Here is a 14694-nt window from a genome sequence, read left to right as displayed (position 1 = left end):
TCTTAAGATGGTTGGCGCGGCTGAAGTGGTTGCTTTTCTTCTTCCGGAGTCGGTTGATTACCCTGCTCTTCCTGCTGCTCCTGTAGCACTTCGCGCTGTTCCATATAATCTTCAAACGTCGGTGGTAATTCCAGGCTCTGGTTCCAGTCAGGCATTAATGGCAGGGCATCATCATCAAGCAGATACAGACCTTCTTCCTGCTTACGGATTTCCTGGGCACGAATAAAGTTATATTTCTCGCGGGAAATAACATCCATCGCCTTACCATCACGAACGATGGTTGGACGTAAAAACACCATTAAGTTGCGTTTGCGCACCGTATTACCCGTCGAGCTGAATAAGTGTCCAAGAATCGGAATATCGCCAAGCAGTGGTACTTTTTGCTGACTTTCCTGAACGTCTTCATCAATCAATCCACCGAGTACCACCGTCGCGCCATTATCGGCCATGACCGTGGTTTTAATTTCCCGTTTGTTAATTGCGATATCCACTTCGGTAGCGCCGCTGACACTGGAAACTTCCTGCTCGATAGTAAGCTGGACGCCAGAGCCTTCATTTACCTGCGGTGTTACCCGTAACTTGATACCGACTTCCTTACGATCAACAGTCTGGAACGGATTGGAGTTATTCGAACCAGTTGAAGAACCCGTAATGATTGGTACTTCCTGGCCAACAATAAAATAGGCTTCTTCATTATCCAGCGTGGTAATACTTGGTGTCGCCAGAATATTCGAGTTGGTATCGCTCTGAACGGCCTGAACTACAGCGCCCCAGCCATCCTCGACGATACCAAACATCATGCCATTAACATTACCCAGCAATTGCGCCAACAAGGTGAAATCGTCGCGTTCATCCGGGTTATTAGAACGAGTAATTGAACCATCAGGATTTACAATTTCGGTTTGTGCCGCTTCTTGCCCCTGACCAGCGACGTAGGCTCCAGCGATTTGTGAAATCGGGGCAACTCCATTGGTAAACTGGGTAAAGCCACCTTCTTCACTTCCCCACTGCACACCTAATTGCGCACCTTCACTCTCGAACACTTCAACGATAATGGCTTCAATATGGACCTGGGCGCGACGGATATCAAGCTGGCGAATCACCGACTCGAGTGAGCGTAACATGTCAGGCTCAGCAGTAATCACCAACGCATTGGTATCGCTATGCGACTCAATAGTGACATTACGATTGCTACCACTGCGAGTGCTTCGTGGCGTATTTGTATTGCTTTGCGATTCTTTTTGAATGGTATCGGAGACACTTTGCAATACGGTGACTAAGTCTTCCGCTTTGGCATATTTCAAATAGTAAACCCGGGTATTACCCGAAGTTTCCAGCTCACTGTCGAGGCGGCTGATCAGCCGGGCGATACGATCACGGGCTTTTCCCTCACCGGAGATAATCACTGAGTTAGTACGGTCATCGGCAACAATTTTGGGAATCAGGAATGCCGGTGTATCGGCTTTACCGGATGCCGGTTTATTGATGTTTTCGATAATTCGCACCATTTCACTGGCAGAAGCGTATTCGAGTTTAACAATATTGACGTCCTGGTCACCGGCCCGGTCAACCCGATCAATAATGGCAACCAAACGATTTACCACCGCGGCTGTACCCGTCAACATAATCACATTGGAAGGTTCGTAGTGAACCACGTTACCGCCGCCGGCCTGATCGCTCAATTGCCTTAATAGCGGTGATAATTCCCGCACCGATACATTGCGTACTGAGACAACCCGGGTAACCATTTCATCACCCTGGCCTGGGGCTTCATCGCCAACGACCGGGATTGCTGAACTCTTAGCGTCTTTATCAGGAATGACCTTAAGCACGTTGTTTTCCATTTCAACCACAGCAAAGCCATAGACTTCCAGCACGTTGAGGAAGAACTGGTAATACTGCTCTTCGGAAAGCAAATCGTAACTACGAACGTTAATTTTGCCTCTTACCTTAGGATCAACAATGATGGTTTTTTTCAGGTTTTTACCAACAATATTGACGAACTCAGTAATCTCGGTGCCTTTAAAATTAGGCGAGTACTGCGCGGCAAAACTGGATGCCGTCCACAAACTGCTGGACATCAGCATGGCGCTGACACTGAACAGAGCAGCACGTTTAAATTGTTTTGCGCTAGCAAAGAGGCGCATGGGTGTTCTCCACTTTATTAGTTTTGTAAATCGAGGGAAATATCATGTATTTCCCCGCCTCGTTCGACTACGAGTGACAATTGTGCAGACTGACGTAGCTCTATCAGGGCTTGCTGCGCCTGGCGCATATCCGTCAGGTCATTGCCATTGATTCTAAGGGCGATATCTCCTGGTTTAAGGCCAACATCGCTAAAGAATTCTCTGTCTTTCCCCGGGCTCAGCCGATAGCCCTTAATTTGACCACGTTCCCGAAGCGGGGCGACTTTTATGTAATCGGTAAATTTCGCCGGATTGTCTTTCAAATCCGCCTTAAGTTGTGCCACCCGCTCTCTTATTTTGCTCTGGTTAGCCTGAGTTTGAGTATTGGTCAGGGTGCGGCGATTCGGTGTAGATGGGGTCGTTTTTGGGGCAGTAACCTTGGTCGCGGCTGGCACGGTGGTGGTGTATTCAAAGCCATCAAGCATCAGGGTTTCAAGGCGTCCGGCGGTTTCGATAATCACCCGATCCAGTTTCACACGTTTTAAGATGGCCCTGGTGCCTTCAATCTTGTCATCAATACCATAGGTTTCCTGTTTACCCTGTGACTCGATGATAGCTGCGGCTACTGCCGGGTCATCGGAGGCAACCAGGCCAGTCAGGGTCAGGTTCAGTCGGGTTTCCGGTGCCGACTCTTCCTCAATTTCACGAACTTGCTGATTATCGGGCTTTGCGACCTTAACCCCGAATAGGTTGAGCTTTTTAAAGGCACTGGTATCGAATCTGGTGGAAGCCGACTGATTGATATCAGAAGCAGAAGATTTGATTGCTACGACCTGCGGGTCGGGAAACATTAACCAGGTAGCTTTGGCTAACATGTAGACGATATAAATAATCAGCAAAGCACCCAAGGCCCGGCCAATACCCTGTTGTGGTAGCCGTTGCCATATTTGCGAGAGCCTTTCTGTCATCTGAGCCAAATCCATAAACATTTGTTTAATTTATTATAATAGTCTAGAGACGATGTTTGTCTTAAGGTTAATTACTAACTCAATCACCACTTTTTCGTATTTTATGCTTCTGAATCTAATGGGCGCTATTTCGCGCCAGAAAAAATCAGTTAACTCAATGGAAAAAAAAGAAAATTGAGTCGGTGCAAATGCAGTGCAAACATCGTGTCGCCGTTATGTGATTGCCCGATAATACTTGACCAACACAGCGGCAACAAGGCATTGCGGTTTTTTTTTCCGTTAATTTAACTTTACGGTTAATAATTAACCAGGGGAGACTGGCCTGATGGTCACGACTATGTTAGATTCGCGCCCCAATTTCGTGGAGATGTTATGGCTAAAAAACCCCATAAAGACAATGCATCCGAAGTCCAGTTTCGTCTCGATAAATGGCTCTGGGCTGCGCGGTTTTATAAAACCCGGGCAATTGCTAAGCAAATGATAGAAGGCGGAAAAGTATTCTATAATGGACAACGCAGTAAATCGGCAAAAATAGTCTGTATCGGCGACAAGATTCGGGTCAGACAAGGATTCGAAGAAAAGGAAGTTATCATCACCGCCCTGGCAGACAAACGCAAAGATGCGACATTTGCTCAGACCCTGTATCAGGAAACTCAGGAAAGTATTAATCGCAGAGAAGCAAATGCCCAGGCGCGCAAACAAGGGTTATTGCTCTCTCCTGCAACCGACACTAAGCCCGACAAAAAACAACGTCGGCAAATTCGACAATTTAAAGAAAGGATCTAACCGTGAACGAAAACTTTGATGTCTTAAATCGTTATCTGTTTGAACAATTACACGTTCGCGGAGAAGTCGTTCAGCTTAAACAAAGTTTCGATGACATTATCGGTAGCCATGACTACCCTGTAGAGGTCACCCAGCTACTCGGTGAACTTCTGGCGGCAACCTGTTTGTTAACCGCAACCTTAAAATTTGAAGGTGAAATCTCGGTGCAGTTGCAGGGCGATGGCCCGGTAGCTTTTGCCGTCATCAATGGTAACCACAAACAACAAATGCGTGGTGTGGCACAGGTCAATGGTCCTATCCTGAGAAAATCACTCACGGATCTGGTTGGTAAAGCCACCATGGTTATCACCATCATGCCCAAACAAGGTGAAAAGTATCAGGGCATTGTCGCTTTGGAAGGCGAGACCTTAAGTGAATGCCTGGAACATTATTTCGCAACATCCGAACAATTAGCGACAAGAATATGGTTAAGTGTCGACGCCGAAAAGCGGCTGGCTGCCGGCATGTTGTTACAGGTGCTGCCAGATTCCGACGATAAAGAACAACAACTGAGTGATTTTGAGCACATTAGTCACCTTACCGCTACAGTAAAAGATGAAGAACTGTTTAATCTTGACGCTGAACAACTCCTACATCGTCTTTATCATCAGGAAAAGGTTCGGGTGTTCGAGCCCCAGGCGGTAAGCTTTCAGTGCAGTTGTTCCGAAGATAAATGCCTGGCTGCGATCACCAGCCTCTCCAGGCAGGAAATCGAGGATCATATCGAGGAGTACATGAGCTTTGACATGACCTGTGATTATTGCCAGAAAACTTATCACTTCGACCGACAAAAATTACAACCTCTGTTAAACCCACAGAGCCAGCATTAATCCTGATTTGTGAACAAGATGTATCAATTCTGAAAGTTTACCTGGAAACTTTCAGAATTGGCTTCCACTGACTCCGCTTTTTCGTTACTATTTGCCCGTATTTCGCCAGGCGCATCGCCTCACCGTTATAGTAACAATAACTCGCACTCAGGAGCACAATCAAAATGACCGCTGCCAAATCCCTTGATTTAACCCAATACGGCATTGAAAATACTGCGGAAATCATTCATAACCCTTCGTATGAACAACTCTTTGAAGAGGAAACCAAGCCGGGTCTGGAAGGTTTTGAACAAGGGAAAGTCACTAAGTCTGGCGCTGTCGCCGTCGATACCGGCATTTTCACCGGTCGCTCACCGAAAGATAAATATATCGTCCGTGATGATTTAACTCGCGATACTGTTTGGTGGTCTGATCAAGGAAAAAATGACAACAAACCAATGTCACAGGAAACCTGGCAGTCGCTAAAAAGCCTGGTCACCAAACAATTATCATCAAAACGTCTGTTCGTGATGGATACATTTTGTGGTGCTAACCCTGATACACGCTTAAAAGTACGATTTATTACTGAAGTTGCCTGGCAGGCTCATTTTGTCAAAAACATGTTCATTCGTCCGACCGACGCAGAGCTTGCAGATTACGAGCCGGATTTTGTTGTGATGAATGGTGCCAAAACCAATAACCCAGACTGGCAGCAACAGGGCTTAAATTCGGAAAATTTTGTCGCCTTCAACCTGACTGAGCGTATTCAATTGATTGGCGGTACCTGGTATGGCGGTGAGATGAAAAAAGGTATGTTCTCGATGATGAACTACCTGCTACCACTGAAAGGCATCGCTTCAATGCACTGTAGCGCTAATGTGGGCGAAGACGACGATGTTGCGATTTTCTTTGGTCTGTCTGGTACCGGCAAAACTACCTTGTCTACGGATCCAAAACGTCAGCTTATCGGCGATGATGAACACGGCTGGGATGATAACGGCGTATTTAACTTTGAAGGCGGCTGCTATGCCAAAACCATCAATCTGAGCGCTGAAAATGAACCCGATATCTACCAGGCAATTCGTCGTGATGCCTTATTGGAAAACGTTGTTGTCGATGCTGAAGGTAACATCGATTACGATGATGGTTCAAAGACTGAAAATACCCGTGTGTCCTATCCGATTTACCACATCGATAATATTGTTAAGCCGGTATCAAAAGCAGGTCATGCGACCAAGGTAATCTTTTTGACTGCTGATGCATTTGGTGTTTTACCGCCAGTGGCTAAACTCGATGAAAAGCAAACCGAGTATTATTTCCTGTCAGGCTTTACCGCAAAACTGGCTGGCACAGAGCGTGGCATCACGGAACCGACACCAACCTTCTCGAGCTGTTTCGGTGCGGCGTTCCTGAGCTTACATCCAACTCAATATGCTTCGGTACTGCGCAAACGCATGCAGGCAGCTGGTGCTCAGGCATATCTGGTCAATACCGGTTGGAATGGTTCTGGCAAACGTATCTCAATCAAAGATACTCGTGCGATTATTGATGCCATTCTCGATGGTTCCATCGATGATGCACCGAACAAAACCTTGCCAGTGTTCAACCTGAATGTACCAACCTCATTACCTGGTGTGAATGATCAGATCCTGGATCCTCGCGATACTTATCAGGATGGTTCTGCCTGGGATGAGAAAGCGCAAAATCTGGCCGAGTTGTTCATCGACAACTTTGACAAGTTTACTGACACAGAACGCGGCCAGCAATTGGTTGTGGCCGGTCCTAAGTTGAACGCCCACGCCTGATTAACCGGACAGACGACGGTAGCAATGCGACGATAATCCAGCTGCCGATAACGTTGATAAAAAGCCACTTGCGTATTTGCAGGTGGCTTTTTTTTATTTCCCAACTAGATTTAATAAATAACTTATCAGTATCCAAAATTGATAATACAACGTGGTATTTCGTGGTGACGGGGTTGCATCAACAACAAAAACAGTAACCAGAAAATGTGCCTAAACAATGATCATTCTTGACCAGGAAGTGCCGTTAAAAGAGAACCTGTTGTACGCATTGCAGACCCATAAGCTATTGTGGGCTTTGTTAATCCTTTCCGCCGTTTTTGACTTCATCACTACTTACCGATTTATGACCGCAGGTTCTATCGACTTAGAAGCCAATCTGATCATACGTCATTTGGCTCATACGCTCGGTATTGTCGTCGGTGTAGGCATCGGTAAAATTATGCAGATTGGTGCCGCCATGGCGTTTTGTGCGCTGAACCGGGAAATGTCGAGAGGGGTATTACTGATTATCCTCGCCCTTAATTGTTTCGCCATTGTCGTTAATACAATTTATTAGGGTCTTCACCCAAATTTATTGCGCCTGAATACCTAACGGCTATTTCAATGGCAATTCAACCAACGCACGCAACCCTCCTTCACGACGGTTGACCAGACGAACATTGCCACCATGGCCGTCGACTATTCGCTTGATGATCGCCAGGCCCAGGCCACTACCTTTGGTTCCCCGGGCGGTATCACCCTGAGTAAATGGTTCAAACAGGCGTTCAACATCGTCATCGCGAATTCCCGGCCCATTATCTGCAACCTCAATACAGGCGAGCTTGCGATTATGATCGACCGTGGTGCTGATATCGATCACACCTTCACTGTATTTCAGGGCATTCTGAATCAAATTTGCCAGTACCCGCTTCATCGCCACATACACCATTGGAATGGCGACAGCCTCACCATAATTGACATTGAATGTCCTGCCTTCCGGAGCCTCTTGTTCAAGGACATCTTCTACCAATTGGTTAACATTCACTTTCTGCGTGTTTTCCTGCATATCGTGACGGATATAATCGATAAACTGATCGATAATGGCGTTCATATCATCGATATCTTTCTCAATGCCCTCTTTCAGATAATCTTCATTTTCTGACATCATTTCACTGGCCAGGCGAATGCGGGTCAATGGCGTGCGTAAATCATGGGAGATCCCTGCCATCAGCAGGCTACGGTCATCTTCAAGTTTCTTAATGCCTTTCGACATATGATTAAATGCACGGGTCACCGCCATGACTTCGGTCGAGCCTTGTTCTTTCAGGGGCTCAGGAAATTTCCCCCGGCCAACATCTTCGGCGGCTTTTTGCAATGCTTTTAACGGTCGGTTTAATTGCCGCACAAACAGCCAGCCACCGGCAACACTGAGGATACCAATCAGCACCAGGAAGGAGATTAAGGGCGAAAAATTTCCCTGTTCCTCAACGCCATCCAAGGGAATTTTTACCCATAAGCTTGGCGCCTGGGGGGGACGGATCCAAAACAGGTATTGCTCCCCCTGAGAAACTCGTACTTCGGCCTCGCCGCCAAGTAACTCACTCATTTGTTGGGACAGATATGGATAGTAAATGGCCTGGTCCAAACCGGACATCTGCGCATCGCGTTGCCGGTATACACCGATACCAGTTTCCTGGTGAAACGCCTGGGCTAACTGTGGGCTGAATTCGGCGTCACCACCATCAATAAACACCACTTTAACCTGCTTTGCCAACAGTTGATTAATTTGCTGCAGATTCGGGTTTATGACATACACCGCCACTGAGACATAGGACACCACCTGGTTGATCAATAACAGAAAACCGATCAGTAAGACCGTTTGACCAAAAGCACTACGGGGTAAAATTCTCATAATCGGGGCCTGTTGACCTTTGCTGGCCGAATAGAGCGCAATAACCGTTTGTAAATTAGGTTAGTCACCCAATCAAGCCTGAAAATTTCGAGAAAACATAACACTAAATTCTGCAAACACGGCTCTGGCATTAACCTGCAGCACTACCGTCTGGCACAAATACGTAGCCTAATCCCCACACTGTCTGGATATAGCGGGGATTGGCGGGATCCTGCTCGAGCATGCGCCGTAACCGCGACACCTGAACATCGATACTACGTTCCAATGCGGAATAATCGCGCCCCCGCGCCAGGTTCATTAATTTATCCCTGGATAAGGGCTCGCGCGGATGGGTAATCAAAGCTTTCAGTACCGCATATTCACCACTGGTCAGTGGCATGCTGACGTCCCCTTTGCGCATTTCCCGGGTTCCCAGGTTCAATGAAAACTCACCAAATTCAATCACATCTTCGGCCATTGATGGAGCCCCGGGTGCCTCCTGGGTTTTACGGCGCAGCACGGCTTTTACCCGAGCCAGCAATTCGCGTGGATTAAACGGTTTTGGCATATAATCGTCAGCACCAAGCTCAAGACCAATAATCCGATCCACTTCATCGCCTTTGGCAGTCAGCATAATGATTGGAATTTGATTTTCATTTTGTCGTAAGCGTCGACAAATTGACAAGCCATCTTCACCTGGCAGCATTAAATCTAACACCAGCAAATGAAAGTTTTCCCGTTCCAGCAAGCGATCCATTTGTTCCGCATTAGCGGCACTACGCACCACAAAACCTTGTTCCACCAAATAGCGCTCCAGCAATGCCCGCAGGCGCATATCATCATCGACGACTAATATTTTCGGGGTTTCCTGTCCCATGGCATGTCTCGCTTGTTAATTATTTATGACTAACTCTACCTATACACAGCACTATAAGCGAATCAAGATGAAAATCAAAAGCTGAAAAGTAAATAACCACCTGCTTTTGTTACAAATTATGACGAGCATTAGAGGCTGCTTGTATCAGGCATTATGATTTATATTTTGTTCTAACCCTACGATAATGCAAATCGGCGCCTGTGCGAAGGGCTTAAAAGCTACTGAAATCATAATCAATGCTCACCACCTCCAGATAACGTTGTCCTTGTGGCGTTTTCACCACCACCTCATCGCCAACCTGCTTACCAAGCAAGGCTCTGGCGATCGGTGAGTCAATGCTTATTTTACCGACACTGACGTCAAACTCGTCGGGACCAACCAACTGGTAGTCGATGGCTTTATCATCGTCATCAAGCAACCCGACTTTGGCACCGAAGAAAATTTTTCCTGCCTGCTGGCGTTGCGGGTAGACGATGGTTAGCTCATCGAGTCGCTTCATCAAAAAACGTACCCGTCGGTCAATTTCCCGTAACCGTTTCTTACCATAAATATATTCAGCGTTTTCTGAACGGTCTCCTAACGCTGCGGCCTCAGAAACTGCCTGGGTCACTTTTGGCCGTTCCTGCTTCCACAGATACTTCAATTCATCATCCAGTACTTGCCACCCCTGGCGTGTGATATAGTTTGATCGCTTCATAAATGGTCTTATACCAATCACATTAAATTATTGCTCACTCAGTGAGAATTTAAAGGCGTTTAGACAAGGCTTTGATTGCAGAGAATGGTCGTTCCATTGTCAAAATCAGTAACGCAGGATAAACGCCTTTAAAACTCACCCTTAGGGAGTTTACCAGAGGTCCATTTACTTCCCTATATTTCATTAATATAGAATGACTATATCAATGAAATCTATGTTGTAACTGAACCTCTGCCCTAACTCTGAGTTGTGCACAAACTTAATGTGATTGGTATTAACGTTTTAAATCTGTTCACGATACCGCCAATAATGGCAGCTTTAATGAAAAAAACTGGATTAAATAATCCAATCCTAGTATACAACTGTCAATTCAATTATCGCAGTATCGCGAAGCACTAACCGGCATCAGGATATGGTTTTATGATTAACATTTCCCAGCAAATCGCACAGGAACTTTCCGTCACCCCAGTTCAGGTTCAGGCAGCCATTACGCTACTCGACGATGGCGCGACCGTACCTTTTATCGCTCGCTATCGTAAAGAAGCCACTCAGGGACTGGATGATAACCACCTGCGTCACCTGGAACAACGCCTTACCTATTTACGAGAACTACAGGAGCGTAAGCAACTGGTTCTGAAAAATATTGCCGAACAGGGAAAACTGACCGCAGAACTGCAAAGCGCCATCGATCAGGCGGATAACAAAACCACACTGGAAGACTTATATCTTCCCTATCGCCCGAAGCGTCGCACCAAAGGCCAGATTGCTATCGAGGCAGGCCTGGAGCCACTGGCGGATGCGTTACTGGCAAACTGGGACCTGCAGCCGGAACAGGAGGCAACTGCTTACGTCAACGAGGCGGCAGGCTTTGCCAATAGCAAAGATGTGCTTGATGGCGCAGCCTATATTCTGATGGAGCGTTTTAGCGAAGATGCGGTTCTGATTCAAAAACTGCGTAGGCTGTTGTTAAAACAGGCGCATATCTGTGCCAAAGTCACAGATGAAAAGGCTCAGGGCGCACAAAAGTACAAAGACTATTTTGATTTCAGCGAGAAGTTTAGCGCTATTCCTTCCCATCGCGCCCTGGCCATCTTGCGTGGTCGCAATGAGGGGATATTGCAACTTAACCTGGATGTCGATCCGGGCGCTGAGTTAACAGAGTCGTCTGCCGAGACGTTAATCCGCGATCATTGTCAGCTGCATGTAAACCAACAAGCCGCAGCGGCCTGGTTAAATCGGGTGGTGCGTTTTACCTGGAAAGTAAAGCTTGGCTTATCGTTAGAAACGGAATTAATATCCAGCATGCGCGAAACCGCTGAACTGGAGGCAATCGACGTTTTTGCCCGCAATTTAAAAGCCTTATTGATGGCCGCGCCTGGTGGGCCGAAAGTGACCATGGGCATCGACCCGGGTATTCGCACCGGTTGTAAGCTGGCCATTGTTGATGCCACTGGCAAACTATTGCATACCACTACCATCTTCCCCCATGAACCACAGAACCACTGGCAAAAGTCCATCCGTACCCTGAGCCACTTGATCAATGAACATAAAGTTGAATTAATCGCCATTGGCAATGGCACCGCATCCCGGGAAACCGATACCTTAGTGGCTGAAACCCTGGCCGGGTTGACTGGTGACAAACCGGTAAAACTGATTGTTTCCGAAGCCGGGGCGAGTGTTTATTCCGCCTCAGAAACCGCCGCTAAAGAATTTCCTGAGCTCGACGTATCCTTGCGTGGTGCCGTCTCTATTGGCCGCCGTTTGCAGGATCCGTTGGCAGAATTAGTGAAAATCGAACCAAAGGCCATCGGTGTTGGCCAGTATCAACACGATGTCAGCCAGAGTCAGTTAAGCAAGAGCCTCGATGCTGTGGTGGAAGATTGTGTGAATGCCGTCGGCGTCGATGCAAATTCTGCCTCCGTTCCCCTGTTAACCCGGGTTTCCGGTTTGACCCGCACCATGGCGCAGAATATCGTCACCTATCGTGACCAACATGGCGCGTTCAGCAATCGCAAACAGTTGTTGAAAGTTGCACGCCTGGGGCCAAAAGCGTTTGAGCAGGCGGCTGGCTTTATTCGCATCAATCAAGGCGATAACCCTCTTGATGCCTCCGGTGTCCACCCGGAAAGTTACGAGTTGGTCACTCGCATGGCAACGCAATCGGGTATGCCCGTGGATAAACTGATTGGTGAACAGCAAGCGATCAAGCAACTTAACCCTGCCGACTATGTCACCGAGCAGTTTGGTTTGCCAACCATTCGCGATATCCTCAGTGAGCTGGAAAAGCCGGGCCGTGATCCGCGTGGCGAATTTAAAACCGCCAAATTTAAAGATGGAATTAACAAGATTACCGACCTGAAAGAAAACCTGATTCTTGAAGGTGTCGTCAGTAACGTCACCAAATTTGGTGCATTCGTCGATATTGGCGTACATCAGGATGGTCTGGTACATATCTCCGCACTAACCAATAAATTTGTCAGTGACCCGCATGAAGTGGTCAAAGCCGGGGATATCGTTAAAGTAAAAGTGTTGGAAGTGGATGTTAAACGCAAGCGGATTTCCCTCACTATGCGCCTTGATGACAGTGCCACGGCAACAGCGACAGATACCAAATCTCACAAGCCAGCCGGCAAAACCACGCCCCGCAAAGGCAAAGATCGTAGCCGCGACAAACAACCGGCCAATTCGATGATGGGCAATGCCTTTGCCGAAGCCTTCGCAAAAGCGAAAAAATAAATCAAGCTACCGGGTCGGCATTCATTATGCCGGCCCTGAGCTGTCAGCCATTCTCCTCTTCCCAGAAATTCACACTTCACCCGTAAACGACCTAAGAGATTAATTTTTTTCCATTGTCGATGCTGCTAAATTTTCTTAAGCTCAGAGTATCCTGTTCTCTGGTTACTATTTTCCGCTATGAATATTCTAATTGCTCCGGACTCATTCAAAGAAAGCCTGACCGCGGTTGAGGTGGCAGATGCTATCCATTGCGGCCTGGCACAGGCTCTGCCCGGGGCAACATTTCAATGTCTGCCGCTAGCTGACGGAGGTGAAGGAACCGTACAGGCAATGATTGGTTCACTTAGTGGTCAAATCATGACATCTGACGTTAATGATCCGCTTGGTCGGCCCATTCGGGCATCCTGGGGAAAAGCTAACGATCTGGCAGTTATCGAAATGGCTGCCGCCTCTGGGCTGGAACTGTTGCAGCCAGCAGAACGGAATCCGATGGCAACAGACAGCTATGGTACCGGAGAGTTAATATTAGCGGCGCTTAATGCAGGATGTACGCACATCATCCTCGGCCTTGGCGGTAGCGCCACCAATGATGGTGGTGCTGGTATGCTTCGCGCATTGGGAGGACAACTATTAAACGCCCAGGGAGCACCCATTGCAGGCGGTGGAGGCGCTCTACAAGACTTAGCCAGTATTGATCTTAGCCGCGTTGACCCTCGTCTGGCCAAAACCCAGTTTTCCATTGCCTGTGATGTCAGTAATCCATTATGTGGCACCCGGGGCGCCAGCGCCGTGTTTGGTCCGCAAAAAGGTGCATCGGCAAAAATGGTGCAGCAACTCGACGACAATCTCAATCGATTTGCCCGGTTATTACAACCACTTTGCCGTATTGATTTACTCACTGAGCCCGGCATGGGAGCCGCTGGAGGGTTGTCACTGGCGTTGGAAGCGATTGCCACAGTAGAACGCCGCTCCGGCTTTGAACTGATCAGCAATACCATCAAACTTGAGCAACAGATCAAGTGGGCGGATCTGGTGTTTACCGGAGAAGGAAAAACCGATCATCAGTCTCTGGCCGGGAAAACCTGTTTTGGCGTAGCCAGATTGGCTCAAGCCCATCAAACCCCAGTGATATTACTTAGCGGTAGTCTTGGTGAAGATTACCAACAGTTTTATCAACACGGTATCGTCGCCGCCTTTGCCGCCACTCCAGAGCCGATGTCGTTGGTCCAGGCGATGAAAAATGGCCGGAAAAATCTCAGCCAAAGTGCCAATGCCATTGGCCGGATGATTGCTTTGCAGCGCATCGATTAGCAAAAACTGGCAAATTATTTTTTTTGCCTCTATGTTATAAAAAAGAACAAGTTACAGGCAATTTTCGCTATTTATGGTCAAGATTCTAGCTTTTTCCGGAAGTGCCCGGCGCGATTCTTACAACCAGCAATTGGTCAAACTGGCGGCAAAGGGAGCACAGGAAGCCGGAGCTAAAGTTACCATTATCAACCTTGCTGATTATCCAATGCCGATTTTCTGTCAGGACATTGAACAGGAAAACGGAATGCCAGAGCATGCCGAGGCGTTTAAAAACCTGTTACTTACCCATCACGGCCTGCTGATCGCGTCACCAGAGTACAACAGTGCCTATAGCCCGTTACTGAAAAACACCCTCGACTGGGCATCAAGAGCCACTAGCAAAGATGAGGTTCCCCTTAGCGCCTACAAAGAAAAAGTCGCCTGTATCATGGCGGCTTCACCACGGGCAATGGGTGGGGTTAGGGGCCTGTCCAGCCTGCGATTGTTGCTCAGTAACATGGGGGTTACGGTGCTACCGCAACAAGTGACGATTGAACGTGCCTATTCGAGTTTCTCACAAGGTCGCCTGGTGGAAGAAGACAAGTCCAATCAGGTGATGCGCCTGGGCCGACAATTGGCAAATATTTTACAGCGGCACTTGGACGAATAATTCGACCTTAATTGCACCGAT

General features: G+C 47.6%; 12 protein-coding genes. 7 read left to right on the top strand and 5 right to left on the bottom strand.

Annotated elements, in window-relative coordinates; translation table 11 throughout:
- Positions 1-2: 2 nt before the first annotated feature.
- Together gspD and gspC are read right to left on the bottom strand one after the other, a co-directional pair.
- Entirely contained in the window at positions 3-2147 is a 2145-nt protein-coding gene (gene gspD, locus E8M12_RS03730; protein WP_136734742.1) for a type II secretion system secretin GspD, read from the bottom strand.
- Positions 2148-2164: 17 nt separating this feature from the next.
- The gene (gene gspC / locus E8M12_RS03725) at positions 2165-3094 is read right to left on the bottom strand and encodes a type II secretion system protein GspC (protein ID WP_169303026.1); all 930 of its coding nucleotides are present in this window, start codon (positions 3092-3094) and stop codon (positions 2165-2167) included.
- A gap of 372 nt (positions 3095-3466) precedes the next feature.
- On the opposite strand from gspC, the gene hslR reads away from it, so the two are divergent.
- The 4 genes from hslR (at position 3467) to E8M12_RS03705 (ending at position 7089) form a co-directional block, all read left to right on the top strand.
- Positions 3467-3880 (top strand): ribosome-associated heat shock protein Hsp15, encoded by a 414-nt coding sequence (hslR, locus tag E8M12_RS03720; RefSeq protein WP_136734740.1) that lies wholly within the window; start codon positions 3467-3469, stop codon positions 3878-3880.
- A gap of 2 nt (positions 3881-3882) precedes the next feature.
- On the top strand, positions 3883-4749 hold the full coding sequence (hslO, locus tag E8M12_RS03715; RefSeq protein WP_136734739.1) for an Hsp33 family molecular chaperone HslO: 867 nt from the start codon (positions 3883-3885) through the stop codon (positions 4747-4749).
- A 164-nt stretch (positions 4750-4913) separates the two neighbouring features.
- Positions 4914-6533: a phosphoenolpyruvate carboxykinase (ATP) gene (gene pckA, locus E8M12_RS03710; RefSeq protein ID WP_136734738.1), complete on the top strand. Its 1620-nt coding sequence runs from the start codon at positions 4914-4916 to the stop codon at positions 6531-6533.
- A gap of 217 nt (positions 6534-6750) precedes the next feature.
- Positions 6751-7089 (top strand): hypothetical protein, encoded by a 339-nt coding sequence (locus tag E8M12_RS03705; RefSeq protein ID WP_136734737.1) that lies wholly within the window; start codon positions 6751-6753, stop codon positions 7087-7089.
- 39 nt (positions 7090-7128) lie between these two features.
- On the opposite strand, the gene envZ is transcribed toward E8M12_RS03705, so the two are convergent.
- The 3 genes from envZ to greB all read right to left on the bottom strand — a co-directional run bounded on the left by envZ (position 7129) and on the right by greB (position 9977).
- On the bottom strand, positions 7129-8424 hold the full coding sequence (gene envZ / locus E8M12_RS03700; RefSeq protein ID WP_136734736.1) for a two-component system sensor histidine kinase EnvZ: 1296 nt from the start codon (positions 8422-8424) through the stop codon (positions 7129-7131).
- Positions 8425-8554: 130 nt separating this feature from the next.
- Complete coding sequence (gene ompR, locus E8M12_RS03695; protein WP_136734735.1) at positions 8555-9280, bottom strand: osmolarity response regulator transcription factor OmpR; 726 nt, start codon at positions 9278-9280, stop codon at positions 8555-8557.
- A 211-nt stretch (positions 9281-9491) separates the two neighbouring features.
- Complete coding sequence (gene greB / locus E8M12_RS03690; protein ID WP_136734734.1) at positions 9492-9977, bottom strand: transcription elongation factor GreB; 486 nt, start codon at positions 9975-9977, stop codon at positions 9492-9494.
- 420 nt (positions 9978-10397) lie between these two features.
- Here greB and E8M12_RS03685 point away from each other — a divergent pair, with 420 nt between their 5' ends.
- From E8M12_RS03685 to E8M12_RS03675, 3 genes are all read left to right on the top strand, one after another.
- Positions 10398-12713, top strand: coding sequence for a Tex family protein (locus E8M12_RS03685; RefSeq protein WP_136734733.1), 2316 nt, complete (start codon positions 10398-10400; stop codon positions 12711-12713).
- A gap of 177 nt (positions 12714-12890) precedes the next feature.
- Positions 12891-14024, top strand: a complete 1134-nt coding sequence (locus E8M12_RS03680; RefSeq protein WP_136734732.1) for a glycerate kinase — start codon at positions 12891-12893, stop codon at positions 14022-14024.
- Between the two features lie 73 nt (positions 14025-14097).
- Positions 14098-14673 carry an NADPH-dependent FMN reductase gene (locus tag E8M12_RS03675; protein WP_136734731.1) on the top strand — a complete coding sequence of 192 codons (576 nt, stop codon included), beginning with the start codon at positions 14098-14100 and terminating at the stop codon, positions 14671-14673.
- Positions 14674-14694 lie beyond the last annotated feature (21 nt).

It is taken from the genome of Thalassotalea mangrovi (assembly GCF_005116735.1).
In the GTDB taxonomy this organism is placed as follows: Bacteria; Pseudomonadota; Gammaproteobacteria; order Enterobacterales; family Alteromonadaceae; genus Thalassotalea_A; species Thalassotalea_A mangrovi.
This window is presented reverse-complemented; position numbering and strand designations above follow the sequence as displayed.

Bases quoted from the DNA above. Each gene is read 5' to 3' on its own strand.
- pckA (WP_136734738.1), top strand. From the start codon at position 4,914: ATGACCGCTGCCAAATCCCTTGATTTAACCCAATACGGCATTGAAAAT.
- E8M12_RS03705 (WP_136734737.1), top strand. From the start codon at position 6,751: ATGATCATTCTTGACCAGGAAGTGCCGTTAAAAGAGAACCTGTTGTAC.
- hslR (WP_136734740.1), top strand. From the start codon at position 3,467: ATGGCTAAAAAACCCCATAAAGACAATGCATCCGAAGTCCAGTTTCGT.
- ompR (WP_136734735.1), bottom strand. From the start codon at position 9,280: ATGGGACAGGAAACCCCGAAAATATTAGTCGTCGATGATGATATGCGC.
- E8M12_RS03675 (WP_136734731.1), top strand. From the start codon at position 14,098: ATGGTCAAGATTCTAGCTTTTTCCGGAAGTGCCCGGCGCGATTCTTAC.
- gspD (WP_136734742.1), bottom strand. From the start codon at position 2,147: ATGCGCCTCTTTGCTAGCGCAAAACAATTTAAACGTGCTGCTCTGTTC.
- greB (WP_136734734.1), bottom strand. From the start codon at position 9,977: ATGAAGCGATCAAACTATATCACACGCCAGGGGTGGCAAGTACTGGAT.
- gspC (WP_169303026.1), bottom strand. From the start codon at position 3,094: ATGACAGAAAGGCTCTCGCAAATATGGCAACGGCTACCACAACAGGGT.
- envZ (WP_136734736.1), bottom strand. From the start codon at position 8,424: ATGAGAATTTTACCCCGTAGTGCTTTTGGTCAAACGGTCTTACTGATC.
- E8M12_RS03680 (WP_136734732.1), top strand. From the start codon at position 12,891: ATGAATATTCTAATTGCTCCGGACTCATTCAAAGAAAGCCTGACCGCG.
- E8M12_RS03685 (WP_136734733.1), top strand. From the start codon at position 10,398: ATGATTAACATTTCCCAGCAAATCGCACAGGAACTTTCCGTCACCCCA.